The sequence below is a fragment of the Nocardioides sp. JS614 genome (assembly GCF_000015265.1).
GTDB lineage: Bacteria > Actinomycetota > Actinomycetes > Propionibacteriales > Nocardioidaceae > Nocardioides.
On record NC_008699.1, the window covers coordinates 2,729,191 to 2,754,125 of the forward strand.

The 24,935-nt window shown below is 72.4% G+C and carries 28 protein-coding genes; 14 read left to right on the forward strand and 14 right to left on the reverse strand.

Features of this window, described 5'->3' with window-relative positions:
* Positions 1–4 precede the first annotated feature (4 nt).
* Entirely contained in the window at positions 5–913 is a 909-nt protein-coding gene (locus NOCA_RS14455) for a phosphotransferase (RefSeq protein WP_011756005.1), read from the forward strand.
* Here NOCA_RS14455 and ypfJ read toward each other — a convergent pair whose 3' ends face one another.
* Positions 914–1,846: a KPN_02809 family neutral zinc metallopeptidase gene (gene ypfJ, locus NOCA_RS14460; protein ID WP_011756006.1), complete on the reverse strand. Its 933-nt coding sequence runs from the start codon at positions 1,844–1,846 to the stop codon at positions 914–916.
* Positions 1,847–1,984: 138 nt separating this feature from the next.
* On the opposite strand from ypfJ, the gene NOCA_RS14465 reads away from it, so the two are divergent.
* The 3 genes from NOCA_RS14465 to NOCA_RS14475 are packed head-to-tail and all read left to right on the forward strand — an operon-like array spanning position 1,985 to position 6,340.
* The gene (locus tag NOCA_RS14465; RefSeq protein ID WP_011756007.1) at positions 1,985–3,583 is read left to right on the forward strand and encodes an ABC-F family ATP-binding cassette domain-containing protein; all 1,599 of its coding nucleotides are present in this window, start codon (positions 1,985–1,987) and stop codon (positions 3,581–3,583) included.
* Positions 3,584–3,612: 29 nt separating this feature from the next.
* The gene (locus NOCA_RS14470) at positions 3,613–4,422 is read left to right on the forward strand and encodes an enoyl-CoA hydratase/isomerase family protein (protein ID WP_011756008.1); all 810 of its coding nucleotides are present in this window, start codon (positions 3,613–3,615) and stop codon (positions 4,420–4,422) included.
* A 43-nt stretch (positions 4,423–4,465) separates the two neighbouring features.
* The gene (locus NOCA_RS14475) at positions 4,466–6,340 is read left to right on the forward strand and encodes an ABC transporter ATP-binding protein (protein ID WP_041546553.1); all 1,875 of its coding nucleotides are present in this window, start codon (positions 4,466–4,468) and stop codon (positions 6,338–6,340) included.
* Positions 6,341–6,362: 22 nt separating this feature from the next.
* Here the strand turns inward: NOCA_RS14475 and NOCA_RS14480 are convergent, their stop codons facing one another.
* Complete coding sequence (locus NOCA_RS14480) at positions 6,363–7,277, reverse strand: SURF1 family cytochrome oxidase biogenesis protein (protein ID WP_011756010.1); 915 nt, start codon at positions 7,275–7,277, stop codon at positions 6,363–6,365.
* A gap of 44 nt (positions 7,278–7,321) precedes the next feature.
* Here NOCA_RS14480 and moaA point away from each other — a divergent pair, with 44 nt between their 5' ends.
* Complete coding sequence (gene moaA, locus NOCA_RS14485; RefSeq protein ID WP_011756011.1) at positions 7,322–8,323, forward strand: GTP 3',8-cyclase MoaA; 1,002 nt, start codon at positions 7,322–7,324, stop codon at positions 8,321–8,323.
* A gap of 135 nt (positions 8,324–8,458) precedes the next feature.
* On the opposite strand, the gene NOCA_RS14490 is transcribed toward moaA, so the two are convergent.
* Together NOCA_RS14490 and NOCA_RS14495 are read right to left on the reverse strand one after the other, a co-directional pair.
* Entirely contained in the window at positions 8,459–8,680 is a 222-nt protein-coding gene (locus NOCA_RS14490; RefSeq protein WP_011756012.1) for a hypothetical protein, read from the reverse strand.
* 124 nt (positions 8,681–8,804) lie between these two features.
* Positions 8,805–9,140, reverse strand: coding sequence for a DUF3099 domain-containing protein (locus NOCA_RS14495; RefSeq protein ID WP_011756013.1), 336 nt, complete (start codon positions 9,138–9,140; stop codon positions 8,805–8,807).
* Positions 9,141–9,195: 55 nt separating this feature from the next.
* Here NOCA_RS14495 and NOCA_RS14500 point away from each other — a divergent pair, with 55 nt between their 5' ends.
* From NOCA_RS14500 to NOCA_RS14515, 4 genes are all read left to right on the forward strand, one after another.
* Positions 9,196–9,408: a dodecin gene (locus tag NOCA_RS14500; protein ID WP_011756014.1), complete on the forward strand. Its 213-nt coding sequence runs from the start codon at positions 9,196–9,198 to the stop codon at positions 9,406–9,408.
* A gap of 101 nt (positions 9,409–9,509) precedes the next feature.
* Complete coding sequence (gene fabG, locus NOCA_RS14505; protein ID WP_011756015.1) at positions 9,510–10,229, forward strand: 3-oxoacyl-ACP reductase FabG; 720 nt, start codon at positions 9,510–9,512, stop codon at positions 10,227–10,229.
* A gap of 2 nt (positions 10,230–10,231) precedes the next feature.
* Positions 10,232–11,005 carry an enoyl-ACP reductase FabI gene (gene fabI / locus NOCA_RS14510; RefSeq protein ID WP_011756016.1) on the forward strand — a complete coding sequence of 258 codons (774 nt, stop codon included), beginning with the start codon at positions 10,232–10,234 and terminating at the stop codon, positions 11,003–11,005.
* A gap of 49 nt (positions 11,006–11,054) precedes the next feature.
* Entirely contained in the window at positions 11,055–11,582 is a 528-nt protein-coding gene (locus NOCA_RS14515; RefSeq protein ID WP_041546554.1) for a SixA phosphatase family protein, read from the forward strand.
* A 15-nt stretch (positions 11,583–11,597) separates the two neighbouring features.
* On the opposite strand, the gene serB is transcribed toward NOCA_RS14515, so the two are convergent.
* Together serB and NOCA_RS14525 are read right to left on the reverse strand one after the other, a co-directional pair.
* A complete protein-coding gene (gene serB / locus NOCA_RS14520; protein WP_041546555.1) occupies positions 11,598–12,824 on the reverse strand; it encodes a phosphoserine phosphatase SerB in 1,227 nt (408 codons plus the stop codon).
* Positions 12,825–12,856: 32 nt separating this feature from the next.
* A complete protein-coding gene (locus NOCA_RS14525; RefSeq protein ID WP_011756019.1) occupies positions 12,857–13,594 on the reverse strand; it encodes a hypothetical protein in 738 nt (245 codons plus the stop codon).
* Positions 13,595–13,648: 54 nt separating this feature from the next.
* Here NOCA_RS14525 and NOCA_RS14530 point away from each other — a divergent pair, with 54 nt between their 5' ends.
* The 4 genes from NOCA_RS14530 to NOCA_RS14545 are packed head-to-tail and all read left to right on the forward strand — an operon-like array spanning position 13,649 to position 16,887.
* Positions 13,649–14,443 carry an ABC transporter ATP-binding protein gene (locus tag NOCA_RS14530; RefSeq protein WP_011756020.1) on the forward strand — a complete coding sequence of 265 codons (795 nt, stop codon included), beginning with the start codon at positions 13,649–13,651 and terminating at the stop codon, positions 14,441–14,443.
* Positions 14,444–14,498: 55 nt separating this feature from the next.
* Positions 14,499–14,960 (forward strand): NfeD family protein, encoded by a 462-nt coding sequence (locus NOCA_RS14535; RefSeq protein WP_011756021.1) that lies wholly within the window; start codon positions 14,499–14,501, stop codon positions 14,958–14,960.
* A 35-nt stretch (positions 14,961–14,995) separates the two neighbouring features.
* Positions 14,996–16,126: an SPFH domain-containing protein gene (locus tag NOCA_RS14540; protein ID WP_011756022.1), complete on the forward strand. Its 1,131-nt coding sequence runs from the start codon at positions 14,996–14,998 to the stop codon at positions 16,124–16,126.
* The gene (locus tag NOCA_RS14545) at positions 16,123–16,887 is read left to right on the forward strand and encodes a sulfite exporter TauE/SafE family protein (protein WP_011756023.1); all 765 of its coding nucleotides are present in this window, start codon (positions 16,123–16,125) and stop codon (positions 16,885–16,887) included. Before NOCA_RS14540 ends, NOCA_RS14545 begins: the two co-directional genes overlap by 4 nt.
* 130 nt (positions 16,888–17,017) lie before the next feature.
* On the opposite strand, the gene NOCA_RS25880 is transcribed toward NOCA_RS14545, so the two are convergent.
* Positions 17,018–17,374, reverse strand: coding sequence for a DUF4267 domain-containing protein (locus tag NOCA_RS25880; RefSeq protein ID WP_049774363.1), 357 nt, complete (start codon positions 17,372–17,374; stop codon positions 17,018–17,020).
* Positions 17,375–17,426: 52 nt separating this feature from the next.
* On the opposite strand from NOCA_RS25880, the gene NOCA_RS14555 reads away from it, so the two are divergent.
* Positions 17,427–18,137, forward strand: coding sequence for a nitroreductase family protein (locus NOCA_RS14555; protein ID WP_011756025.1), 711 nt, complete (start codon positions 17,427–17,429; stop codon positions 18,135–18,137).
* Here NOCA_RS14555 and NOCA_RS14560 read toward each other — a convergent pair.
* The 7 genes from NOCA_RS14560 to NOCA_RS14590 all read right to left on the reverse strand — a co-directional run bounded on the left by NOCA_RS14560 (position 18,095) and on the right by NOCA_RS14590 (position 24,851).
* Positions 18,095–19,087: an alpha/beta hydrolase gene (locus NOCA_RS14560; RefSeq protein WP_011756026.1), complete on the reverse strand. Its 993-nt coding sequence runs from the start codon at positions 19,085–19,087 to the stop codon at positions 18,095–18,097. The genes NOCA_RS14555 and NOCA_RS14560 overlap by 43 nt on opposite strands.
* Positions 19,084–19,749, reverse strand: a complete 666-nt coding sequence (locus tag NOCA_RS14565) for a glycerophosphodiester phosphodiesterase (protein ID WP_011756027.1) — start codon at positions 19,747–19,749, stop codon at positions 19,084–19,086. Before NOCA_RS14565 ends, NOCA_RS14560 begins: the two co-directional genes overlap by 4 nt.
* 19 nt (positions 19,750–19,768) lie before the next feature.
* A complete protein-coding gene (locus NOCA_RS14570; protein ID WP_011756028.1) occupies positions 19,769–20,482 on the reverse strand; it encodes a gamma-glutamyl-gamma-aminobutyrate hydrolase family protein in 714 nt (237 codons plus the stop codon).
* Position 20,483: 1 nt separating this feature from the next.
* Positions 20,484–21,263 carry a 3-oxoacyl-ACP reductase gene (locus NOCA_RS14575; protein WP_011756029.1) on the reverse strand — a complete coding sequence of 260 codons (780 nt, stop codon included), beginning with the start codon at positions 21,261–21,263 and terminating at the stop codon, positions 20,484–20,486.
* Between the two features lie 70 nt (positions 21,264–21,333).
* The gene (locus NOCA_RS14580; RefSeq protein WP_011756030.1) at positions 21,334–22,713 is read right to left on the reverse strand and encodes an aldehyde dehydrogenase family protein; all 1,380 of its coding nucleotides are present in this window, start codon (positions 22,711–22,713) and stop codon (positions 21,334–21,336) included.
* Positions 22,714–24,108 carry a glutamine synthetase family protein gene (locus NOCA_RS14585; RefSeq protein ID WP_011756031.1) on the reverse strand — a complete coding sequence of 465 codons (1,395 nt, stop codon included), beginning with the start codon at positions 24,106–24,108 and terminating at the stop codon, positions 22,714–22,716.
* An 8-nt stretch (positions 24,109–24,116) separates the two neighbouring features.
* Entirely contained in the window at positions 24,117–24,851 is a 735-nt protein-coding gene (locus tag NOCA_RS14590; RefSeq protein ID WP_197687648.1) for a FadR/GntR family transcriptional regulator, read from the reverse strand.
* Between the last annotated feature and the right edge of the window lie 84 nt (positions 24,852–24,935).

The following is a 24,935-nucleotide window of genomic DNA, read 5'->3' on the forward strand; positions in this document are numbered from 1 at the left end:
GGCCATGTGGCAGCCCGAACCGGGGTGGCTCGCCCTCCCGGGCAGCTCGAGCGCCTCGACGGTAGGCGTGTGGCGCACCGTGCTCGGTGACCAGCCCGTCGTCGTCAAGCGCCTCGCCGCGCCCCTCGAGCACGATCCGGCGGAGCTGAGCAACCCGCGGCACTTCGCCTACTGGCGGCGCGCCGCGGACGTGGTCACGAGTGGGCTCGTGGTCGCCACGCCCGGTGTGCGCGCGCCCCGTTTGGCGGCCGTCGACGAGGACATCGAAGGGATCACGATCACCGAGGAGTGGGTCGAGGACGCCGCGACCAGCGGCCTGTTCGTCGCCCATGCGCTGGGCCGGTTCGCGGGCGCCCGGCTGAGCCCCACTCCGTGGCTGGCCCGCAACCAGCTGCGGGACCGGATGGTGCGGGTCGAGCACCGCGGCGGCTGGCGGACCTTGGCGCGTACGACGGTCGCGGACGTCGCCACCCAGCTGTGGGAGCGCCGCTCGGAGCTGTTGGCGGCCGCAGACGCCCTCGTCCAGGTGCCCATGCACGGGGACGCCGTGCCGGCGAACCTGCCCGGGCGTGAGGACGACGACGTGGTCGCCATCGACTGGTCCACCCTGGGCACCGGGCCGGTCGGCGCCGACCTCGGCTACTACGCGCTGGCCGCCCGTGAGGACCTCGAGCCGCTGCTCGACGCCTACCTGATGGGCCTGCCGGACGGCCTGGCGACCCGCGACGAGGTCACCCTCGGCGCCCGGGTCACCGCGGTCTACACGGTGCTCAACCGGGCCGAGTGGGCGCTGGCGCGCGTCGCGGGCGGTGAGGGCGCCCTGGCCGGCAAGTTCCGCCACCCGTCCGTCGCGCCGCACCTGCGCGCCCTGCAGCGCCAGTTCGCCCACATCGAGGCGCTCGTAGAGGGATGATCAGAGCGCTCCGGCCGCGAACGTGTCGCACGCGTCGAGGTCGCCCTGGCGGTAGCCGGTCGTGAACCACTCGACCCGCTGCTGGGCCGAGCCGTGCGTCCACTGCTCGGGGTTGACCCGGCCGCCGCCGCGCTGCTGGATCCGGTCGTCGCCGACCGCCGTGGCCGCCTCGATCGCCTGCTGGATGTCCTGGTCGGTCAGCGAGGAGAACAGCGCCTCGCCGGTCGCGTCGGTCGTCGTGGTCGCGGCCTTGGCCCACATGCCGGCGTAGCAGTCGGCCTGGAGCTCCAGGCGCACCGAGTCGCTGGTGGGGCCCTGCTGGGTCTTCACCTTGCCCATGGTGCCGAGCAGGTTCTGGATGTGGTGGCCGTACTCGTGCGCCAGCACGTACGGCTCGACGAACCCGCCCTCGGGGCCGCCCAGCTGGCGCTCGAGGACGTCGTCGAAGAACGTCGTGTCGAGGTAGATCGTCTCGTCGACCGGGCAGTAGAACGGCCCGACGTCCGAGGAGGCCTGCCCACAGCCGGTGCTCGTGGCGCCCGTGAACGTGTCCACCTCCTTCTCCGGGCGGAACCTCGAGCCGAGCTCGTCGCTCCAGAAGTCGTAGAGCGAGTTCTCGACCGCCACCCGGGCGCAGTCGGCGCTCTGGTTGGCGTCCTCGCCGGTCCGGCAGGACGCGTAGCGGTCGGTGCCGCTCATCCGACTGTCGTCGAGCGGGCCGCCGCCGGTGCCGAGGCCGCCGCCGTCGCCGAGGCACTGGGTCAGGACCAGGAACAGCACGACGACGATCACCCCGGTGATGCCACCGCCGCCGAGCAGCCCACCGGGAATCGGCATGCCACCGCTGACGCCGGCTCCGCGGCCGCCGCCGCTCCCGCGGCCCCGGTCGCGCACGCGGCTGGTGTCCAGCCGGGCCTTGGGGTTGAACCTCATGCGTCCTCCTGGGGTCGCCGCCGATGTCTGGACGGACCGTACCCACATCTAGGATTCAAGCCTCATGATCTGCACGCCACAGAATCGCGAGGCTCCCTCGCTTCGCTCCTCCACCTCGCGATTCCGCGGGGACCCCGAATGATCACCACCCACCACCTGGAGGTCCGAGCCGGCGCGCGCCTGCTGATGGAGGACGTCAGCTTCCGGGTCGCCGCGGGCGACAAGGTGGGCCTGGTCGGTCGCAACGGGGCCGGGAAGACCACCCTCACCAAGATCCTCGCGGGTGAGGCGCTGCCCGCGAACGGCACCGTCCAGACCACCGGGGAGGTCGGCTACCTGCCGCAGGACCCGCGGATCGGCGACCCCGAGGTGCTCGCGCGCGACCGGATCCTGTCCGCGCGCGGCCTGGACGACGTCGTACGCCGGCTCCGGCAGGCGGAGGCCGACATGGGCAGCGAGGATGCGGGGGTGCGCGAGCGGGCGATGCGCCGCTACGAGCGGGCCGACGCCCAGCTGCACGCGGGCGGGGGCTACGCCGCGGAGTCGGAGGCCGCGCAGATCGCGCACAGCCTCGGCATCGAGGACCGGCTGCTCGCCCAGCCGTTGCGGACCCTCTCCGGCGGGCAGCGGCGCCGGGTCGAGCTGGCCCGGATCCTGTTCTCCGGCGCCGAGACGCTGCTGCTCGACGAGCCGACCAACCACCTGGACGCCGACTCCGTCGTCTGGCTGCGCGACTTCCTCAAGGCCCACAAGGGCGGCCTGATCGTGATCAGTCACGACACGGGACTGCTCGAAGCGACGGTCAACCGGGTGCTGCACCTGGACGCGAACCGTGCGGAGATCGACGTCTACAACATGGGCTGGAAGGCCTACCTCTCCCAGCGGGAGACCGACGAGAAGCGCCGCAAGCGGGAGCGGACGAACGCCGAGAACAAGGCGAAGACGCTCACCGACCAGGCGAACAAGATGCGGGCCAAGGCCACCAAGGCACAGGCCGCGCAGTCGATGCTCAAGCGCGCCGAGAAGCTGCTCGCCGGGGTGGAGTCGGAGCGCCACGCGGACAAGGTGGCCCGGATCAAGTTCCCCGCGCCCGCCCCGTGCGGGAAGACCCCGCTCACGGCCACGGAGCTGTCGAAGTCCTACGGATCGCTCGAGGTGTTCACCGACGTCGACCTCGCGATCGACAAGGGGTCGCGGGTCGTGATCCTCGGTCTCAACGGCGCCGGGAAGACCACCCTGCTGCGGATCCTGGCCGGGGTCGACCAGCCCGACACCGGATCCGTGGTGCCCGGGCACGGCCTCAAGGTCGGCTACTACGCCCAGGAGCACGAGACGCTCGACGTGGACCGGACCGTCCTGGAGAACCTGCAGAGCGCGGCACCACAGCTCACCGACACCGAGGCCCGCTCGGTGCTCGGGTCCTTCCTGTTCTCCGGGGAGGACGCGCACAAGCCGGCCCGGGTGCTCTCCGGTGGCGAGAAGACCCGGCTCGCTCTGGCCGCGCTCGTCGTGTCCAGCGCCAACGTGCTGCTGCTCGACGAGCCCACCAACAACCTCGACCCCGCGTCCCGCGAGGAGGTGCTGGCCGCGATCCGCACCTACGAGGGCGCGATCGTCCTCGTCACCCACGACGAGGGTGCGGTGTTCGCGCTCGAGCCGGATCGGGTGCTGATCCTCCCCGATGGTGTCGAAGATCTCTGGAACCCCGAGTACGCCGACCTCGTCTCGCTGGCCTGACGGCGGGTCCGGGTCACTAGGGTCTGGACATGAGCACGAGCACGGGCGCCGACGCCCTCGAGCAGGCGGGCCTCCGCTACGACGTCACCGGTCCGGTCGCCACCATCACGCTGCACCGGCCCGAGGTCCGCAACGCACAGACGCCCACCATGTGGCGCGCCCTGGCGGCCCTGGGCGAGCAGATCCCCGACGACGTACGCATCGTGGTCCTCCGCGGGTCGGGCCAGGCCTTCTCGGCCGGCTTGGACCGCTCGATGCTCGACCCCGCCGACACCTCCGGCCGGGAGTCGGTCGCCGGGCTGCTCGTGCTCTCCGACGAGGAGGTCTCGGCGACCATCGACGCCTACCAGCAGGGCTTCACGTTCCTGCGCGACCCGCGGTTCGTCTCCATCGCCGCGGTCCAGGGCTATGCGATCGGCGCGGGGTTCCAGCTCGCTCTCTCGTGCGACCTGCGGGTCGTTGCCGACGACGTCCAGTTCTGCATGAAGGAGTCCGCGCTCGGGCTGGTGCCGGACCTGACGGGAACAAAGCCGCTGGTCGAGTGCGTTGGCTACGCCAGGGCGCTGGAGATCTGCGCGACCGCCCGCATGGTCGGGGCCGCCGAGGCCGTGGCGATCGGGCTCGCGCTGACCGCGGTGCCGGCCGACGAGCTCGACGCCACGGTGGCCGACCTGATCGGCGCCCTGACCGCCCCGCTCGCCGGTGCGGTGAGCGAGACCAAGGCGCTGCTCCAGGGCGCGGCGGACCGGAGCCTCGACGACCAGCGTCGGCTCGAGCGCGAGGCGCAGACTCGCCGGTTCCGCGAGCTGGCGGCGCTGATGGGGGCTGGGCAGCAGTAGCAAGGCCCGGACGGGCAGGACAGGGAGGCAGATCGTGTCGGGGATGCACGGAGGCGGGGCCGCCTGGCGACTGCTGCGGTCGGACCGCAGCATCGTCCACAACCGGCTCGAGCGCGGCACGGTACGCCGCGTGGTCGGCTTCGCCCGACCGCACCGCAGGCTGATCGGCGTCTTCCTGGTGCTGACCGTGATCGACGCCGGCCTCGTCGTGGTCAGCCCGCTCCTGGCCAAGAGCATCATCGACGACGGGATCAAGCAGGGCGACCGCACCCTGATCACGCTGCTCGCGCTCGCGATGGCCGCGACCGCCCTGGTCAGCGCCGTGCTCGCGGTCGGTGTGGGCTGGCTCTCGTCCCGCATCGGTGAGGGCCTGATCTACGACCTGCGGACCCGCGTGTTCGCCCACGTGCAACGTCAGTCGCTCGCGTTCTTCACCCGCACCCAGACCGGGGCCCTGGTCTCCCGGCTGAACAACGACGTGATCGGGGCGCAGCGCGCCTTCACCTCGACGCTCTCCACGACGGTCGCCAGCACCATCTCGGTGGTGGTCGTCGGCATCACCATGGTCGCCCTGAGCTGGCAGGTGACCCTCCTCTGCCTGGCGATCTTCCCGCTCCTGGTGCTGGTCTCGCGGTGGGTGAGCGCCCGCCTCGCCGGCCTGACCCGTGACCAGATGGACGGCAACGCCGACATGGGCAACGCGATGACCGAGCGGTTCAACGTCGGCGGCGCGATGTTGCTCAAGCTGTTCGGGCGCCGAGCCGACGAGGATGCGCTGTTCGCCGTCAAGGCCGCCCGGGTCCGCGACCTGGGGGTCCGGATCACGCTGCTCACCCGCCTGTTCGGGGCCTCGATGATGGCCGTCCCGGCGCTGGCGACCGCACTGGTCTACGGGCTCGGCGGACAGCTCGTCGTCGACGAGACGCTCACGGTCGGCACCCTCATCGCCCTCGCCACCCTGCTCCTGCGGCTCCTCGGGCCGTTGCAGAGCCTCTCGAACGTCCGGATCGACGTGATGACCGCGCTCGTGAGCTTCGAGCGGGTCTTCGAGGTGCTCGACCTGCCCTCGCTGATCGAGGAGCGGCCGGACGCGACGAGGCTGCCTCCGGGCGCCGCCCGCCTGGAGTTCGACCACGTCGCGTTCGCCTACCCCCGCGCGGACGAGATCTCGCTCGCCTCGCTCGAGGTGGTCGCCCGCAGCGAGTCCCGGGACACCGGCCAGGTGCTCACCGACATCAGCTTCACCGCCGAGCCGGGCCAGATGGTCGCGCTCGTGGGTCCCTCCGGTGCCGGCAAGACCACCGTCACCCACCTCGTCGCCCGCCTGTACGACGCCGGCGCCGGGTCGGTGCGGGTCGGCGGCCACGACGTACGTGACGTGACCCTGCAGTCGCTGGAGGACGCCGTCGGCTACGTCACCCAGGACGCGCACATGTTCCACGACACGATCCGCGCCAACCTGCTCTACGCCCGCCCGGGCGCCACGGACCCGGAGGTCTGGGCGGCGCTGGAGGCCGCTCAGATCGCCACCCTGGTGCGCGGGCTGCCGGACGGCCTGGACACGGTCGTCGGCGACCGCGGCTACCGGCTCTCCGGAGGCGAGCGGCAGCGGCTGGCGATCGCGCGGCTCCTCCTGAAGGCCCCGGCGATCGTCGTGCTCGACGAGGCGACCGCGCACCTGGACAGCGAGTCCGAGGCCGCGGTCCAGCGGGCGCTGGACGCGGCGCTCGAGGGCCGCACGTCGCTGGTGATCGCGCACCGGTTGTCCACGATCCGCGACGCCGACCAGATCCTCGTGCTCGACGACGGCCGGATCGTCCAGTCCGGCACTCACGCGGAGCTGCTCGCCCGGGGCGGCCTGTACGCCGACCTGTACCGCACCCAGTTCATCGAGGACCAGCCGTCCGCGACGGTCTGAGACAGACCGGTCGGCCGGGGCCTCAGCGGGAGCCGGCGCCCCGGTCGCGCTGACGCCGCTCTTCCTCCCAGGCCCGCTCGTAGGCGGCCCGCACGGCCTGCTTCCTGGCGTTCTTGGCCGACCGGCGTCGCGCCTTGTCGGTTGTCTTGTCGATTGGCTCGTCGGCTGTCGTCTCGGCTGGCGTGTCGGCGCCGGCCGGGTCTGCGTCCCGGTGGCGGCTGCGCCACTCGTCGAAGGCGAGGTAGAGGAAGCCGAAGACGGCGAGGACGCCGAAGAACCACCACTGGAGGCCGTAGAAGAAGTGCGGGCCGTTGTCGAGCTCGGGGAGCTCGACCGGCTCGAGCTCGGCCGCGGGCCGGCCGTCCTCGGACTTGAGGACGACGAAGCCGCCGTACACCGTCCGGTCGAGCGCGGCGCCGATCCGCTCGCTGGAGATCGCCCGCGTCGAGTTGTCGTCGACCACGGTGCTGTCTCCCTCGGCATCGGCGCGCACCCATCCCTCGACCGTCACCCGGCCCTCGGGCGGAGCGGGCACAGCGCCGGGCCCGGCACCCTGGTTGTCGGTCGGCATCCAGCCGCGGTCGACCAGCAGCGCGGTCCCGTCGGGGGTCACCAGGGGGACGACGATGTCGATGCCCGAGGACCCCTCGCGGGTGCGGTAGCGGACGATCACGGTGTCCTCGGTGGCGTAGGTCCCGGTGGCGGTGACCACCCGCCACTCGTGGGCCTCGTCGACCGCTCGGCCGGGCGCGAGGACGTCCGCGACCGGCGCCGGCTCCTTGTGCTCGTTGGCACGGACCACCGCATTGCTGTCCTTGCGGTCGGCGAGCCGGCCGAACTGCCACTCGCCCAACCACCACGCGGCGTAGCCGAGCAGCACCACGATCAGGGCGAACGCCAACCAGCGTCGACTGAGCAGGAACCGCAACGAACGCACTCGCCGAGGCTATCCGGCGACCGTGGTCCGCCTAGACTGCAGGGGTGCCGCATCCCAGAACGCTCTCGGACCGCTACGGGCGGGTCGCGACGGACCTGCGCGTCTCGCTGACGGACCGCTGCAACCTGCGCTGCTCCTACTGCATGCCCGCCGAGGGCCTCGACTGGTTGCCGGACGAGTCGGTGCTCACCGACGACGAGGTGGTACGCCTGGTGCGGATCGGCGTCGAGCTGCTCGGGATCCGCGAGGTCCGCTTCACCGGCGGCGAGCCGCTCGTGCGCCGCGGACTGGTCGACATCGTGCGGCGCACCCACGAGATCGACCCGACGGTCGAGACCTCGCTGACGACCAACGCGCTCGGGCTGGCCCGGGTCGCCGACGCGCTCGCCGAGGCCGGCCTGGACCGGGTGAACGTCAGCCTCGACAGCATCCGGCGGGAGACCTTCCACGCCATCACCCGTCGCGACCGGCTGCCGGACGTGCTCGCCGGACTGAGCGCCGCTCGCGACGCCGGGCTCGGCCCGGTCAAGGTCAACGCGGTCCTGATGCGCGGCCAGAACGACCAGCAGGCACCCGAGCTGCTGCGTTGGGCGATCGCCGAGGGCTACCAGCTCCGGTTCATCGAGCAGATGCCGTTGGACGCCCAGCACGTCTGGAACCGCGAGGAGATGGTCACCGCCGACGAGATCTTCGCGTGGCTCGAGGCGGAGTTCGACCTCCAGCCCGTCGACGAGCCGCGGGGGAGCGCGCCGGCGGAGCTGTTCCGGGTCGACGGTGGCCCCGCCACCGTGGGCGTGATCGCGTCGGTGACCCGGCCCTTCTGCGGCGACTGTGACCGGGTCCGGCTGACCGCGGACGGCCAGATCCGCAACTGCCTGTTCGCCCGGGAGGAGTCCGACCTGCGCACCGCGCTGCGGACCGGCGCCTCCGACGACGTGATCGCCGACCGTTGGGTCGTCGCGATGCGGGGCAAGCGGGCCGGCCACGGCATCGACGACCCGTCCTTCCTCCAGCCGGACCGGCCGATGTCCGCGATCGGCGGCTGAACCGGCGCCGGGCGTCCCTGTCGCGGGCCCCTCGCCACCGGCCGGCGGTGTCTGGGCAACCGAACCCGGACCCGGAACGGTTGCTGGGCCACCGCCGACCCGGCCCCGGCACGCGCGGGCCGGCACGCGGGACGATCAGCCCTCGACGTGGGGGACGACGTCCTTGAGGAACTGACGCGCGCCGAGGAACGACGAGAGCTGCTCGCGGTGGTCGTCGCAGGCCAGCCAGACCTTGCGCCGGTCCGGGGTGTGCAGCTTCGGGTTGTTCCAGAGCAGCTGCCACGTTGCGGAGGCCTGGCAGCCCCGGGCCGAGCAGATCGCGGGCCCCTCGATGACGTCGGCTTGCGGGTGGCTCACGATGCTCCTCCAGCAGAGATGAACGGTGCCGGACAGCCACGGGGGAAGCCGTCCGGCACCGCTGCCAACCGAGACGGGGGAGACTCGGCTTGCGCGGGCGATTCTGTCACGGGTGGCCGGGTTCTCAAAGCACCCCGCCCCCGGGTTCGTCCTCGGAATCGGTGGCCGGCCCGAGCTGGTGGGGCCCGTACTCGTTGTCCAGCAGCTCGATCCCGTCGGATCTCGAAACGGTGGCGTTGGCCATCACCACGGCGACGTACGGCAGCAGGACCGCCGCCGCGACCAGCACCCAGCGCAGCCATCCGGGTCCGACGACGATCGCCGCCACGAAGCAGAGGGTGCGGATCGCCATCGAGAACACGTAGCGCCGCTGGCGCGCCGAGATCTCCTCCTGCCGGGTGGCGGGTGCCGTGGTGATGCGGACGGCTTCGTCGCGATGTCGACGAAGGTCCCGGCCCATGCCGCCAGCCTACGTCGGTAGGCTCGGTCCCCTACGTCCGCACCGGGAGGCAACCATGACCAACCGCACCTACCGCGTCACCGAGATCGTCGGCACCTCGCCCGACGGCATCGAGGAGGCCATCCGCAACGGCATCGAGCGGGCCAGCCGCACGTTGCGCCACCTCGACTGGTTCGAGGTCACCCAGGTGCGTGGCCAGGTCAAGGATGGCACCGTGGAGCACTTCCAGGTCGGGATCAAGCTCGGGTTCCGCATGGAGGACGACTAGCGGCCCGACCACGGGCTCGCGGCCGCCGGGACGGGACCGACGGCCGGGACCGACGCGCGCCGGCTCGGCGTACCGAGCAGTAGTCGCTAGCGTCACCTGACGTGACCCAGACCCACGAGCCCAGGTCCGTCCTGGTGACCGGCGGCAACCGCGGGATCGGCCGCGCGATCGCGGAGGCGTACGTCGCCCAGGGCGACCGCGTCGCCGTCACCACCCGCAGCGGCGGTGCCCCCGACGGCGCCCTCGACCTGCGCTGTGACATCACCGACCCCGCGCAGGTGGACACGGCGTTCGCCCGGGCCGAGGAGGCTCACGGCCCGGTCGAGGTGCTGGTCGCGAACGCCGGGATCACCGCGGACACGCTGCTGCTGCGGATGAGCGAAGAGGACTGGTCCTCGGTCCTCGACACGAACCTCACCGCCTCGTTCCGGCTGGCGAAGCGCGCCGCCAAGGGCATGCTCCGGCTGCGCCGGGGGCGGATCGTCTTCATCTCCTCGGTCGTCGGCCTGCTCGGCTCGGCCGGCCAGGTGAACTACGCGGCGTCCAAGGCCGGTCTGGTCGGCATGGCGCGCTCGATCGCGCGGGAGCTGGGCTCCCGGTCCATCACCGCGAACGTGGTGGCCCCCGGCTTCATCGAGACCGACATGACGGCCGTGCTGACCGAGGACCAGCGGGCCGCGATCAAGGCCCAGGTGCCGCTGGGGCGCTACGGCACGACGGAGGAGATCGCGAAGACGGTGCTGTGGCTGACCGGCGACGGCGCGGCGTACGTCACCGGGGCCGTGATCCCGGTCGACGGTGGACTCGGAATGGGGCACTGATCATGGCAGGCATTCTCGACGGCAAGCGGATCCTGGTCGCCGGGGTCACGATGGACACCTCCATCGGCTTCGCGACGGCCAAGGTGGCCCAGGAGCAGGGGGCGACCGTGCTGATCTCCAACTTCGGGCGCGCGCTCGGCATCACCCGGCGGATCGCGAAGCGGCTGCCGGTGGAGCCGCCGGTTCTCGAGCTCGACGTGACCGACGAGGCCCACCTCGCCCGCCTCCCCGACCTGGTTCGCGAGCACGTCGACGGCCTCGACGGGGTGGTGCACTCGATCGCCTACGGCAACCCCGAGACGCTGCTGGGAGGCCGGTTCCTCACCGGGCCGTGGCCCGATGTCGCGCAGGCGGTGCAGATCTCGGCGTACTCCCTGAAGTCGCTGACCGAGGCCTGCCGGCCGCTGATGGGCGACGGCGGCTCGGTGGTCGGCCTCACCTTCGACGCGACGGTCGCCTGGCCGGCGTACGACTGGATGGGCGTCGCGAAGGCCGCCCTCGAGTCCTGCTCGCGCTACCTGGCGCGGGACCTGGGCCCGGAGGGCATCCGGGTCAACCTGGTCTCCGCCGGCCCGCTGAAGACCCTGGCCGCCAAGGCGATCCCCGGCTACGAGGCGCTCGACCGGATGTGGGGCGAGCGAGCACCCCTCGGCTGGGACAACGCCGACCAGGTGCCCACCGCCAACGCCGTGTGCGCGCTGCTCTCGGACTTCTTCTCGGCGACGACGGGAGAGATCGTCCACGTCGACGGCGGCTTCCACGCCATGGGTGGCTGAGCCCGAGCCCGGGCATGACAGCCGGGCCGGCGGCTGCGAGAGTTGCCCCGTGCAGCCCCAACCCGGATCGACGTCGCGCCTGATCTCCGTGATGCGCCACGCCAAGGCCGAGCAGGCGGGGCCGACGGACTTCGACCGCCCGCTGGCGGCCCGCGGGCACCGCGACGCGGCGGCCGCCGGGACCTGGCTCGCGGCGTCCGGGTTCGAGCCCGACCACGCCATCGTCTCGGCCGCGCTGCGCACCCGGGAGACGTGGCACAGCCTCGCCGCGGCGGCCGGCTGGGACCTGGAGCCCGACCTGGACCGTGGCTTCTACGCCGCCGGCTCGGAGACCGCACTGGACCTGGTGCGCCTGGTCGACGACGACGTGCGCCGGCTGCTGCTGGTCGGCCACAACCCGACGGTTGCGGTCCTCGCCCAGCTGTTGGACGACGGGGACGGCGACCCCGGGCTCGCCGCGGAGCTCCTGAGCGGCTACCCGACGGGCGCGGTGGCGGTCTTCGAGTACGACGGCGCCTGGGCCGATCTCGCCGGCGCCAGCGCCCGCCTCGTGGCCTTCCACGTCGGCCGCGGCTGACGCCCGGCCCGGACCTCAGACCGGCGGTGCCGGGGTGACGAAGCCCGCCTCGGCGTCGGCGGCCTCGATCTCCTCGCGGGAGATGCCGAGGAGATAGAGGATCGCGTCGAGGTAGGGCACGTTCACCGCGGTGTCGGCGGCGTCGCGCACCAGCGGCTTCGCGTTGTAGGCGATGCCGAGGCCCGCCGCGTTGAGCATGTCCAGGTCGTTGGCGCCGTCGCCGATGGCGATCACCGCGGCCTCCGCGACGCCCGCGGTGGCCGCGAACTCCCGCAGCGCAGCGGCCTTGCCGGCGCGGTCGACGACCGGACCGACGATCCGGCCCGTCAGGCGTCCGTCGACGATCTCCAGCTCGTTGGCCCGGGAGTAGTCGATGCCGAGGTCGGTGGCCAGCCGGTCGGTGATCTGGCTGAACCCTCCGGAGACGATCGCGAAGTGGTAGCCGAGCCGGCGCAGGGTGCGCACCATCGTGCGCGCGCCGGGGGCGAGCAGGATGGCGTCGTACACCTCGTCGAGCGCGCTCGCCGGGACTCCTTCGAGCAGGGCCACTCGCGCTCGCAGCGAGGCCTCGAAGTCGATCTCACCGCGCATCGCGGCCTCGGTGACCCGCGCGACCTCCGCCTCGCACCCGGCGTGCGCGGCCAGCATCTCGATCACCTCGCCCTGGATCAGGGTGGAGTCGACGTCCATCACGATCAGGCGGGCACCTCGCCGCAGGAGGTTCGCCGGCTGCACCGCGATGTCGACGCCCTGCCGGGACGCCTCGGCTGCGAGCACGGTGCGCAGCGCCGCGGTGTCGACCCCGGAGACGTGCAGGTCGATCGCCGTGACCGGGTAGCGGGCCATCCGCTCGATCCGGTCGATGTTGGCGCCGGCGTCGGCGATCCGGCCGGCGATCGCGCCCATCGCCGCAGCTCGCAGCGGGGAGCCGATGATCGTCACGTGCGAGCGGCCGCCCCGCCGCGCCTTGTTGTCGCCCACGCCCCGCTCGACGTCCACGCTCATGCCGAGGGCCGCCGCAGTCTCCTGGACCGCCTCCGTCACCCGGCGCGGGTGGTGGGGTGCGGTGACGAGGACGCCGAGGATGAGCCGGCCGCGCAGCACGATCTGCTCGATGTCGACGACCTCCACGCCGGCCCCGGAGAGCGTGGCGAACACCGAGGACGTCACGCCGGGGCGGTCCTTGCCGGTCAGCGTGATGAGGAGGGTCTCCGGCTTGCGGCCGGCCTGCGCGTTAGTCATGTCAGTCGCCGAGGCTATCGCGGCGGCCGACCTCATGCCGGAGGCCACGCCTCCGGTGAGCAGGCCGCTACCAGGGCCCGCCGGCCAGCGCGCGCGAGCGACACCAGGGCACCGCGGCGCTCCGCGATCTCGTACGCCGTCAGGGCGCCGCCCACGTCCTCGAGCGCGAGCTCGACGATCTCGGTCGCCTGCAGACCGCGGCCGGCCAAGTCGGTGCAGCGCGCCGGGACTCCGGCCGGCGCCGCCGGGACCGGCCGGTGGCGCAGGTTCATCAGGCGGTCCGCCACCTCCGGCCGCCACCGGGCGACGTCGAGCCGGGCCAGCGACTCGGCCGCCTCGAGCAGGGCCGCGCGCAGCTCCCGGTCCGCCTCGCCCACGTCGGGGAGCTGGCGGCGGTCCGACGCCGGGTGGACGGTCCAGCCGGTCGCCGCGCCGGTGCGGTGCGGCACCAGGCCGAGCCCGGCGCCGAGGACGACGACGGCCTCGCCGGCCTCGAGAGCCTCCGAGTTGAAGGTGGGCGGGCCGCCGAGGCCCACCGGGTCGCCGTCGACCGGGAACGTCGCCCCGAAGCCGGTGGCGCCCAGGGCTCGCAGCCGGGCCAGCGCACCGACGAGGGTCTCGGTCCCTTCCGCACCGGGAACTCCCGCGACCGCATGGGTCGCATCCTCGGCCAGGACGGCGTCGACCACCAGGTCCGTGACCACGTGCCCACGCAGCCACGCCGTACCCCACCAGGCCAGGCGCGCGGAGGCCGGCAGCACAAGCGTCACGGCGGGTGAGGATACGCCGCGGAGGCGCCGAGGCCGGTCGATAGGGTGAGTCACATGACCGCCGTGCTCGACTTCGCCGAGGTGACCATCCGGCGTGGGCAGGCGACGCTCCTGGACGCCGTCTCGTGGCGGGTGGAGGAGGGCGACCGCTGGGTCATCCTCGGGCCGAACGGCGCCGGCAAGACCACGCTGCTCCAGGTGGCCTCCGCCCAGATCCACCCGACGTCCGGTGTCGCGGGCATCCTCGACGAGGTGCTCGGCACCGTCGACGTCTTCGAGCTGCGGCCGCGGATCGGGCTCACCAGCGCCGCCCTGGCCGAGCGGATCCCGCGCAGCGAGCGCGTGCACGACGTGGTCGTGTCGGCGTCGTACGGCGTCGTCGGTCGCTGGCGCGAGGCGTACGACGAGCTCGACCACGAGCGGGCCGGCCTGCTGCTCACCGAGGTGGGTGCGAGTCATCTGGTGGACCGCACCTTCGGGACCCTGAGCGAGGGTGAGCGCAAGCGGGTCCAGATCGCGCGGGCCCTGATGGCCGACCCGGAGCTGCTGCTGCTCGACGAGCCCGCGGCAGGGCTGGACCTCGGCGGCCGGGAGGACCTCGTCTCGACGCTGTCGGTCCTGGCGGCCGACCCGGCGTCACCGGCCACCGTCCTGGTCTCCCACCACGTCGAGGAGATCCCGCCCGGCTTCACCCACGCGCTGCTGCTGCGTCGCGGCCGGGTGGTCGCGGCGGGCCCGGTCGGCGAGGTGGTGACCGAGGCGAACCTCGCGGCGACCTTCGCGATGCCGCTCGTTTTGGCCCACCAGGACGGCCGCTGGAGCGCCCGGCGGCGCACCCGTCATCTGTAGCGTGGTTCGGCGGGCTCGCGGGCGGAACGGGGTCGACCGGGGATAGGGTCGAGCCATGGACTGGCTGGGCGAGCACGCATGGGCGGCTTGGCTGGGGGTCGCCGCGGTGCTGGGCATGGCCGAGCTGGTGAGCCTGGACCTGGTGCTGATCATGCTGGCGGTCGGGGCGCTGGCCGGAATGGTCACTGCCGCCCTCGGTGCTGCCGTGGTCCTGCAGGTCCTGGTCGCGGGCGGCGCCGCCGTCGCGATGCTGGCGCTGGTCCGCCCCTCGCTGGTCGAGCGGCTGCACCGGGGGCCCGAGCTGCGGCTCGGCACCTCGAAGCTGGTGGGGCAGCGGGCCCTGGTCACCCAGCGGATCACCGGGCTCAGCGTCGGTCGGATCAGGCTCGCGGGGGAGACCTGGTCGGCAGCGCCGTACGACGAGCACGTCACGATCGAGCCGGGCGCCACCGTGGAGGTCTTCGAGATCCGCGGCGCGACGGCGTACGTCCACCCCGTGTCCGAGCTCGAGGAGTGACCCGCGAGTGAGCTGCGAGTGAGAAGGAGCCTGCTGTGCCTCCCGTGATCTTGATCCTGCTGGCGATCCTGGTCCTGTTCGTGATCGTGATGCTCGCCAAGACCGTGCGGATCATCCCGCAGGCCCGGGCCGGCATCGTCGAGCGCTTCGGCAAGTACAAGGAGACGCTGCCCGCGGGCCTGAACATCGTGGCGCCGTTCATCGACCGCGTCCGCTACATCATCGACCTGCGCGAGCAGGTGGTGAGCTTCCCGCCGCAGCCGGTGATCACCGAGGACAACCTCGTGGTGTCGATCGACACTGTCATCTACTTCCAGGTGACCGACCCGGTCGCCGCGACGTACGAGATCGCCAACTACATCCAGGCCATCGAGCAGCTCACGATGACCACCCTGCGCAACATCGTCGGCGGCATGGACCTCGAGGAGACGCTGACCAGCCGCGACTCGATCAACTCCGGACTGCGCGGCGTACTGGACGAGGCCACCGGCAAGTGGGGCATCCGCGTCAACCGGGTCGAGCTCAAGGGCATCGATCCGCCGCCGTCGATCAAGGACTCGATGGAGAAGCAGATGCGCGCCGACCGCGAGAAGCGCGCGGTGATCCTCACCGCCGAGGGCCAGCGGCAGGCCGCGATCCTGACCGCCGAGGGCGCCAAGCAGTCCTCGATCCTGAACGCCGAGGGTGCCCGGGAGTCCCAGATCCTGCGGGCTCAGGCCGACCGGGAGTCCTCGATCCTGCGTGCCCAGGGTGAGGGGCAGGCGATCCAGACGGTGTTCCAAGCGATCCACGACGGTCGCCCGGACCAGTCGCTGCTGGCCTACCAGTACCTCCAGATGATGCCGAAGATCGCCGAGGGCGACGCGAACAAGGTGTGGATCGTGCCGAGCGAGATCGGCCGGGCGCTGGAGGGCCTGGGCTCGACGATGAACAGTCTCCAGGGCATCCCGCAGCACGTCGACGGGCCGGCCAAGCGGGTCGACATGGGCCCCTCGGAGCCCGCCGTCCCGGGCCCGGACGCGCAGCTGCGCCAGACCAACGCCGCCGTCGAGGCCGCGATCGCCGAGGCGGGCCGGGCGGCCAATCCGGGGAAGGGCGCCGACGCGGAGACGCCGACCGCGACCGACCCGGCCGTCGACCCCGGTGAGGTGCCACCCGCCCAGTGACGGCGTACGAGATCGTCGCGGTCCTGCTCGCCGGGGTCGCGGCCGGCACCATCAACACCGTGGTGGGGTCGGGAACGTTGATCACGTTCCCGACCCTGCTGGCGTTCGGCGTGCCCCCGGTGACCGCGAACGTGTCGAACACCATCGGCCTGGTCCCGGGATCGATCTCGGGCGCGGTCGGCTATCGCCGCGAGCTCGCCGGGCAGCACTCCCGCGTGCTGCGGCTGTGCGTCGGCTCGCTGGTCGGTGGGCTGGCCGGTGCCGTGCTGCTGCTGGTGCTCCCCGACGACGCGTTCGCCGCGATCGTCCCGGCGCTGATCCTGCTGGGCTGTGTGCTGGTGGTCTTCCAGCCCCGGATCTCCGCCTGGGTCGCGCGCCGCCACGAGGCCATCGGCGGCCTGCCGCACCACGGCACCTGGTGGGTCTGGCCCGGTGTCCTGCTCACCGGCGTGTACGGCGGCTACTTCGGCGCCGCCCAGGGCGTGCTCCTGATGGCGGTCCTCGGCACCGGCCTCGACGAGTCCCTCCAGCGCCTGAACGCGGTCAAGAACGTGCTCGCCGCCGTCGTCAACGGCGTGGCCGGACTGCTGTTCGCGATCGTCGCGGACGTCGACTGGCGGATCGTGCTGCTCATCGGCGTCGGATCCGTCATCGGCGGCCAGGTTGGTGCCACCGTCGGCCGCCGCCTGCCCGGCTCGGTCCTGCGCATCGTCATCGTCTGCGTGGGCGTGATCGCCCTGGTGGCGTTCCTGGTGGGCTGAGACTCGCCCGTCGCCGCGCCGAAACGCCTTGCGGTTTGGTCACCAACGACAGATTCAGAGCGGAAATCGCTGTGGTTGGTGACCAAACGACAACGACGGGTGCGCCGCGGCGGGTGCCGCTTTGGTGGCGTCAGCGGCGGAACAGGCCGGAGATGCCTGATCCGACCGCTCCGACGGCGGGAGCGATCAGGGTCAGGGCGGTCTTCTTCGACACGGTCCCGTCCTGCATGGCCAGGTAGCCGGTGGCGGCGTCCGCGGCGTCCACCAGGATGCCGGCGAGCACCAGGTTGCGGCGTGAGGTGTCGCGGGCCAGCAGGGTGACCAGGCCGAGCGCGACCTCGCGGGAGCCGAAGAGCCGGGTGAGGTAGGGCAGCTGCGGGTTGGTCGCCGGGTCGAGCTGGAACAGCTTGACGGCGAGGCCGGGGTTCGCGAGCGCCACGGCCCCGACCGCGACTCGACCGAGGGACAGACCGATCACTGGGTTCATGGCGGGCACGCTATCGCTCGCCCTGGCCGGGGCTCCGTGACAGGCTCGACGCATGGACCTGTACGACGTCATGCGGACCACCCCGGCGGTCCGCGAGTTCACCGACGACCCGCTGCCGGACGAGACGCTGCACCGGATCCTCGACCACGCCCGGTTCGCGCCGAGCGGCGGGAATCGCCAGGGCACCCGGGTCATCGTGGTCCGCGACCAGGAGACCCGGCGCCGGCTGGCTGAGCTGAACGGCCCCGCGGTGCGCCGCTACGTCGCGCAGTCGAAGGCCGGCCAGAGCCCCTGGAACCCGCTCGAGGCGCCGGCCCCCACCGCCGAGGAGATCGCGGCGACCGCGGTCCCCGAGGCGTTCACCGCCCCGCTGCTGACCGCCGGCGCGGTGCTCGTGGTGTGCGTCGACCTGGCGCTCGTCGCCGCTATGGACCAGGACCTGGACCGCGTCGGGCTGGTCTCCGGCGCCTCGGTCTACCCGCTGGTGTGGAACATCCTGCTGGCCGCACGCAACGAGGGGTACGGCGGCACCATCACCACGATGGCCGTCGCCCAGGAGGACCGGGTCAAGGAGCTGCTCGGCATCCCCGAGCGGTTCGCGCTCGCCGCGGTCGTGCCGTTGGGCCGGCCGGTCCGCGAGGTCACCCGGCTGCGCCGCCACCCGGTGGAGGAGCTCGCGTCCCTGGAGAGGTTCGACGGCGAGCCGCTCCGGTCGCCGGATCAGGCGCCGGGCGTCGAGCCTGGCTCCCCGGAGCCCAGGTAGGCCGCCGCCCAACGCTCGAGCTCGGCGTACGCCTGGGCGCGGGGCTCCGGCAGCGAGAGGACGACGTCGTGGCGGGCGCCCTCGATCGCGATGTAGGTCACGTGCCGGCCCAGGGCCACGGCCCAGCGGCGGATCTGGGGCACCTCGAGGACGGTGTCGAAGTTGTGGACGTCCGGGCCCATCTCCTTGGGCCAGTGCGTCCCGCCGGAGGACAGCACCAGCACCGGGCAGCCCACCTCCAGGCCGCGGTGCAGGGCGTCGTGGCCGAGCCGGATCGCCCGGAGCCAGCCGAAGTAGACCGGCCCGGGGTCGATCGGCTTCCACTCGGTGTTGAAGTCCCACTCGCCCTCGTGGTCGATGTGGAGGCTGCGGGCGTAGAAGCCCTCGACCTTGCGGGGGACGATCCGCTTCGGCTGCCGCGATCCCACCCGCTTGACGACCTGGGTGCCGAGAGTCCGGATCATCAGGCCGCCCTGCATGTCCAGCCAGGGGGAGTTCAGCACCATGCCGTCGAGAGCGGGCCGCCGGGCATCGGCCCAGAGGGCGACGATGAGCCCGCCGGTCGAGTGCGCGCTCACCACCACGTGGTCGTGCGCGTCCCGCTCCACGATCCGGTGCCAGGCCGCGTCGAGGTCGGCGAAGTAGGACCGCAGGTCGGTCACGTAGTTCGGGGTCTGGTGCGGCCGGATCGAGCGGCCGTACTTGCGCAGGTCGATCGCGTAGAAGTCGTAGCCGCGCTCGTTCCACCACTCGGCGTACTGGGTCTGGAAGAAGTAGTCCGCGAACCCGTGGACGTGCAGGACCGCGCGGCCGGTCCGCCGCTCGGCCCGGCGTACGACGAGGGTCGCGACGACCGGGCCCTCCTCGTCCGGCGGCAGGCCGATGGTCTCGGCCAGGTAGGCCTCGCCCAGGACGTCGGGGTGGAGCTCGTCGAAGGCGCCACTGGTCATGCGCGCAGTCTTCCAGCCCGCAGGTCGAGCGCGACCTGTGGTTGGTTCGTGGTGACCAGCCAGGCGCGGCCCGGCCGCATCCAGTGGGCCAGCGAGCGCGGGGTGTCCACCGTCCACACGACCAGCGGCAGCCGGTGTCGGCGGGCGAAGCGGCGCACCCGGAGCCGGGCGAGCCAGTGGTGCGCGACCACCACGTTGGCGCCCGCAGCCCGGTAGCGGACTCCGGGGAACAGCTCGGACGCGCGCACCCGGATCGCGTGCCAGAGCGAGAACCCCTTCACCCCCTGCCCCAGCGAGAGCCCCACCTGGAGGTCGTGGCCCTCGCGGTCGGCCCAGGCGCGCAGCGCGCGCACGGCCTCGTCGTGGTGGGTGGTGACCAGCAGCCGGTCCGTGCCGAGGCGCGCGATCGCCTCGGTGACGATCGGGATCTCGCCGCCGCGCAGCTTGAGGTCGAGGTGGGCCCGGGCCCGTCCGGCGAGCAGCGCGAGCGCCTCGTCGTAGCGCAGGGTGCCCGCCGGCGGATCGTCGACCAGGTCGTGCAGCAGCACGAGTGAGCCGTCGGCGATGCGCTGCACGTCGAACTCGACGTAGTCGGCCCCGAGCGCGATCGCGGCCTCGATCGCCGCGTGGGTGAGGCAGCGGTGCGCGCTGACCAGGGTCATCGGGTGCTCATCGGGCGGGTCATCGCTCCTGGGCGTACGTCGCAGCCGCGCGCACCAGCCCCGCGAGCAGCCCGACGTCCGCGGCGGTCTCGGGGTGCCACTGGACCCCGACCACGAACCGGTCGCCCGCCCGCTCGATCGCCTCGAGGGTCCCGTCAGCGGCGTGCGCGGCGCCGACGAAGCCGGGGTGCTCGCCCACCGACTGGTGGTGGTGGCAGTTCACCGTCACCTGCTCGCCCAGCAGTCCTGCGACGCGGGTCCCGGGGGTGGTCGCCACCTCGACGGCGCCGAACTCGTCGCCACCCGGACTGTGTCCCTCGTGACCGACCAGGTCGGGGACGTGCTGCTCGAGCGTGCCGCCCGCGTGCACGGCCAGCACCTGCATGCCGCGGCACACGCCCAGCACCGGCAGCCCGGCCGCGTCAGCAGCGTCCAGGAGCGCGACCTCCCAGGCATCCCGGTCCGGTCGCCAGCCGGCGGTCCGGGGGTGCGGGTCGGCGCCGTACCGCCCGGGGTCGACGTCCGCACCGCCGCTGACGACCAGCCCGTCGAGCCGGGCGACCAGCGCGTCGGCGGCCTCCGGACGGCCGACGGGTGGGAGCAGCACCGGCACGCCGCCGGTCTCCTCGACCGCGGCGGCGTACTGCGTGGGGAGCAGGTCGGCGCGCTGGCGCCAGACCCCCCACGCCGCCTCCTCGCGGTAGGTGGTCAGGCCGATGACCGGGGCGACCACGTCAGAGCGGGGTGACGTAGGCGCCGGAGATGCCGCCGTCGACCAGGAACGTGCTCGCGGTCATGAACGAGGAGTCGTCCGAGGCGAGGAACAGCACCGCCGACGCCATCTCCTCGGGCTCCCCGAACCGCCCCATCGGCACGTGCACGAGCCGTCGGGCGGCCCGCTCGGCGTCCTTGGCGAACAGCTCCTGCAGCAGCGGCGTGTTCACCGGTCCCGGGCACAGCGCGTTGACCCGCACCCCCTGGCGCGCGAACTGGACGCCGAGCTCCCGGGTCATCGACAGCACCCCGCCCTTCGACGCCGAGTAGGAGATCTGGCTGGTCGCGGCCCCCATCACCGCGACGAACGACGCCGTGTTGATGATCGAGCCCCGGCCCTGCTCGAGCATGTGGGGGAGGGCGGCCTTGCAGCACAGGTAGACCGAGGTCAGGTTGACCTCCTGCACCTTGCGCCAGGCGTCCAGGTCGGTGTCCAGGATCGAGTCGTCCTCCGGCGGGCTGATGCCGGCGTTGTTGAACGCGATGTCGACCGACCCGTAGGCGTCCTTCGCGGTCTGGAACAGCGCGTCGACCTGCTCCTTGCTGGTGACGTCGACGTGGACGTACGTCGCCACGTCTGCGCCGCCCAGCTGCTCGACCAGCTGGTGCCCCCGCGCGTCGTCGATGTCCCCGATGACGACCTTCGCGCCCTCCTGGACGAAGCGCTGCACCGTCGCGAGACCGATGCCGGAGCAGCCGCCGGTGATGACCGCGACCCGGCCCTGGATGCGTCCTGTCACTCTCTCGATCTCCTCACGGTTGGGGGTCTGGGGGCGGAGCCCCCAGTGGGGGTACTAGGGGCGGAGCCCCCTAGTGTGCAATGAAGACGTTCTTCTCCTCGGTGAACGCCATCGGCGCGTCCGGGCCGAGCTCACGCCCGAGCCCGGACTGCTTGTAGCCGCCGAACGGGGTCCAGTACCGCACGGAGGAGTGGGAGTTCACGCTGAGGTTGCCGGCCTCGACGGCGCGGGCGACCCGCAGACCCCGGCCGAGGTCGCTGGTGAAGATCGAGCCGGACAGCCCGTACTCGGTGTCGTTCGCCTTCGCGACGGCGTCCGCGTCGTCGTCGAAGGGCATCACCGCGACGACCGGCCCGAAGACCTCCTCGCGCCAGATCCGGGTGGCGGGGTCGTCGACGGTGACCACCGAGGGCGGCACCCAGAAGCCCTCGGCCACAGGGCCGCCGGGGACCGACCCGGCGAAGGCGACCTCGACCTCGTCGAGGTAGCCGGTGACCGCGGCCTTCTGCTGCGCCGAGATGAGCGGGCCCATCTCGCTGGCCTCGTCACCGGGATCGAGGACCCGCAGGCCCTCCACGGCCGGCTGGAGCTTGCTCAGGAACTCGTCATAGGCCGAGCGCTCCACGAGGATCCGCGAGCGGGCGCAGCAGTCCTGGCCGGCGTTGTCGAAGACGGCGTACGGCGCGCTCGCGGCCGCCGCGTCGATGTCGGCGTCGGCGAAGACGATGTTGGCGCTCTTGCCGCCGAGCTCGAGCGTCACCCGCTTCACCTGCTCGGCGCAGCCGGCCATGATCCGCTTGCCGACCTCGGTCGAGCCCGTGAAGCACACCTTGCGGACCAGGGGATGGGTCACGAACCGCTCGCCCACCACCGAGCCCTTGCCGGCCACCACGGACAGCACGTGCTCGGGCAGTCCGGCCTCCAGGGCGAGCTCGCCGATCCGGAGCGCGGTGAGCGGTGTGAGCTCGGCCGGCTTCAGGACGACGGTGTTTCCGGCCGCCAAGGCCGGAGCGAAGCCCCAGCCGGCGATCGGCATCGGGAAGTTCCACGGCACGATGATCCCGACGACGCCGAGCGGCTCGTGGAACGTGACGTCGACCCCGCCCGGCACCGGGATCTGGCGGCCGAAGAGCCGTTCCGGGGCGCCGGCGTAGTAGTTGAGGCAGTCACGGACGTTGCCGGCCTCCCACCGGGCGTTGCCCCAGGTGTGCCCGGCGTTGCGGACCTCCAGCTCGGCGAGCTCGTCGACGTGTGCGTCGACGACGGCCGCGAAGCGGCGGAGCAGGCCGGCGCGCTCACCGGGGGGCAGCGCCCTCCACGCCGGGAACGCGGCATGCGCGCTCTCGATCGCGGCGTCCGCATCCGCCAGGGACGCCAGCGGGACCTCGGTGACCGGCGCGGCGGTCGCGGGGTTGAGGACGACATGCCGGTCGGTGCGGGTCTCGGTCACTTACAGCCTCTCGAATCCACGGCGGAGCTCCCAGTCGGTGACGGCGGCGTTGTACGCCGCGAGCTCCACCTCCGCCATGTTGACGTAGTGGTCCACGACGTCGTCACCCAGGGCGGCGCGTGCCACGGCCGACCCCGCGAACCGGTCCCGCGCCTCCGTCATCGTGCGCGGCACCTGCGGCCGGCCCGACGTGTAGGCGTTGCCGACGAGCTCGTCCTCGAGCGGGAGCTCGTTCTCGATGCCGTGCAGCCCGCCGGCCACCATCGCGGCCAGGGCGAGGTAGGGGTTCACGTCGGCGCCGGGGATCCGGTTCTCCATCCGCGCGGACGCGCCGTGGCCGACGAGCCGGACCGCACAGGTGCGGTTGTCCAGCCCCCAGGCGATCGTGGTCGGAGCGAACGAGCCGTCGGCGAACCGCTTGTAGGAGTTGATGTTCGGCGCGTACAGCAGCGTGAAGTCCGGGATCGTGGCCAGCACGCCGGCGACGAACCTGTCGTACAACGGCGTCCTGGTGCCGGTCTCGCGGTCCCAGAAGACCAGGGAGCCGTCCCGACCGCGCAGGGACAGGTGGATGTGGCAGGAGCTGCCCTCGCGCTGGTTGTACTTCGCCATGAAGGTGATCGCCTTCCCCTGCTGGGCGGCGATCTCCTTCGCGGCAGTCTTGTAGACCGCGTGGTTGTCCGCGGTGGTGAGCGCGTCGGCGTACAGGAAACCGACCTCGTGCTGGCCCAAGTTGCACTCGCCCTTGGCGCCCTCGACGTCCAGGCCCGCCGCGTACATGTGGTTGCGCAAGGCCCTGAGCAGGGGTTCGACCCGGCTGGTCCCGAGGATCGAGTAGTCGACGTTGTACTGGTTCGACGGGACCAGGTCCCGGTAGCCGTCCGCGTGCGCCTGCTCGTAGGTCGTGTCGAACGCGATGAACTCGAGCTCGGTGCCGGCCAGGGCCGTCCAGCCGTGCTCCGCGCACCGGTCGAGCTGGCGGCGCAGGATGCCCCGCGGGGACTGGGTGACCGGCGAGTCGTCGGGCCAGACCAGGTCGCACTGGATCATCGCCGTCGCGGGGAGGTGCGTGAGGACGCGGATGGTGCGCTCGTCGAGCCGGAACTCCATGTCGCCGTAGCCCTTCTCCCACGAGGAGTTGGCGTAGCCGTCGACGGTGTTCATGTCCACGTCCACCGCGAGCAGGTAGTTGCAGCCCTCGGTGCCATGGCGGGCCACGTGCTCGACGAAGTACTTCCCGTGCAGCCGCTTGCCCTGGAGCCGCCCCTGCATGTCGGTCATCGCGACGACCACGGTGTCGATCACGCCGCTCTCGATGCGGTCGACGAGCTGGTGCATCGTCAGGTGCCGGCTGTTGCGGAGCCCGGACTCGTCCTGGGTCTCGTTCTGGGCCAACGCTTCCCCTATCCCACGAGGCCGCGCAGGAGCGCGGCCGTGTCGTCGCAGTGCTCTTCCATGACTCGGCGGGCGCGATCGGCGTCCCCCGTGAGGATCGCCTTGACCAGCGCACCGTGCTGCCGGTCCGAGTGGGCGATGTTCCTGCCCAGGACCGGGATCGCCAGCAGCATCTCGTGCAGGGTGGCCTGCACAGACGTCACGGCCTCGACCACTCGCGGCGAGTCGGCCAGGGACGCGACCGTCAGGTGGAACCGCGAGTCCGCTTGGCGGTGCGCAGCGGGCTTCCTGGCGGCGGTCACCTCCGCGAGCGCAGCCTCCAGCCGGTCGCGTGCGGACGCGTCCAGGTCGGTGCGGGCCGCGAGGTACGCCGCGCCCGGCTCGACGATCCGCCGGAACTCGAGCGCGTCGAGCCAGTCCCGGCGTTGGGTCGCGGTGAGGCGCGCAGCCCGACGGCCGCTGGGGGAGCGGGCCTTGAGGGTGACGACGGTGCCACCTCCGCGCCCGCGCTTGGTCTCGACCAGCCCCGCCTCGCGCAGCGCCGCCATCGCCTCGCGGAGCGTCGCGCGCGAGACGGCCAGCTGCTCGGCGAGGTCACGCTCCGCGGGCAGCGTCGCGCCGAGCGGGTAGACACCCAGCCGGATCGCGGTCGCCAGCTGCTCGACGCACGCCTCGAACGCGTGGTGTCCGCGCACCGGACGCAGCACCGCGACAGGCAGGCGATCGTCGGGGGAGGCAGTCACGGGCTCAACCATCGACGCCCCCCAGGCGACCTGTCAATGCGCAATGGTCTGAGTTCATACCAATTTTCCGGTGGCCATTTACAC

Coding starts and splice junctions, on each gene's coding strand:
- ypfJ (WP_011756006.1), bottom strand. CDS start 1,846: ATGAGGTTCAACCCCAAGGCCCGGCTGGACACCAGCCGCGTGCGCGAC.
- serB (WP_041546555.1), bottom strand. CDS start 12,824: ATGACTAACGCGCAGGCCGGCCGCAAGCCGGAGACCCTCCTCATCACG.
- NOCA_RS14565 (WP_011756027.1), bottom strand. CDS start 19,749: ATGACCCTGGTCAGCGCGCACCGCTGCCTCACCCACGCGGCGATCGAG.
- fabI (WP_011756016.1), top strand. CDS start 10,232: ATGGCAGGCATTCTCGACGGCAAGCGGATCCTGGTCGCCGGGGTCACG.
- NOCA_RS14465 (WP_011756007.1), top strand. CDS start 1,985: ATGATCACCACCCACCACCTGGAGGTCCGAGCCGGCGCGCGCCTGCTG.
- NOCA_RS25880 (WP_049774363.1), bottom strand. CDS start 17,374: ATGAACCCAGTGATCGGTCTGTCCCTCGGTCGAGTCGCGGTCGGGGCC.
- NOCA_RS14470 (WP_011756008.1), top strand. CDS start 3,613: ATGAGCACGAGCACGGGCGCCGACGCCCTCGAGCAGGCGGGCCTCCGC.
- NOCA_RS14475 (WP_041546553.1), top strand. CDS start 4,466: ATGCACGGAGGCGGGGCCGCCTGGCGACTGCTGCGGTCGGACCGCAGC.
- NOCA_RS14535 (WP_011756021.1), top strand. CDS start 14,499: ATGGACTGGCTGGGCGAGCACGCATGGGCGGCTTGGCTGGGGGTCGCC.
- NOCA_RS14560 (WP_011756026.1), bottom strand. CDS start 19,087: ATGACCAGTGGCGCCTTCGACGAGCTCCACCCCGACGTCCTGGGCGAG.
- NOCA_RS14555 (WP_011756025.1), top strand. CDS start 17,427: ATGGACCTGTACGACGTCATGCGGACCACCCCGGCGGTCCGCGAGTTC.
- NOCA_RS14455 (WP_011756005.1), top strand. CDS start 5: ATGTGGCAGCCCGAACCGGGGTGGCTCGCCCTCCCGGGCAGCTCGAGC.
- NOCA_RS14530 (WP_011756020.1), top strand. CDS start 13,649: ATGACCGCCGTGCTCGACTTCGCCGAGGTGACCATCCGGCGTGGGCAG.
- NOCA_RS14495 (WP_011756013.1), bottom strand. CDS start 9,140: ATGGGCCGGGACCTTCGTCGACATCGCGACGAAGCCGTCCGCATCACC.
- NOCA_RS14500 (WP_011756014.1), top strand. CDS start 9,196: ATGACCAACCGCACCTACCGCGTCACCGAGATCGTCGGCACCTCGCCC.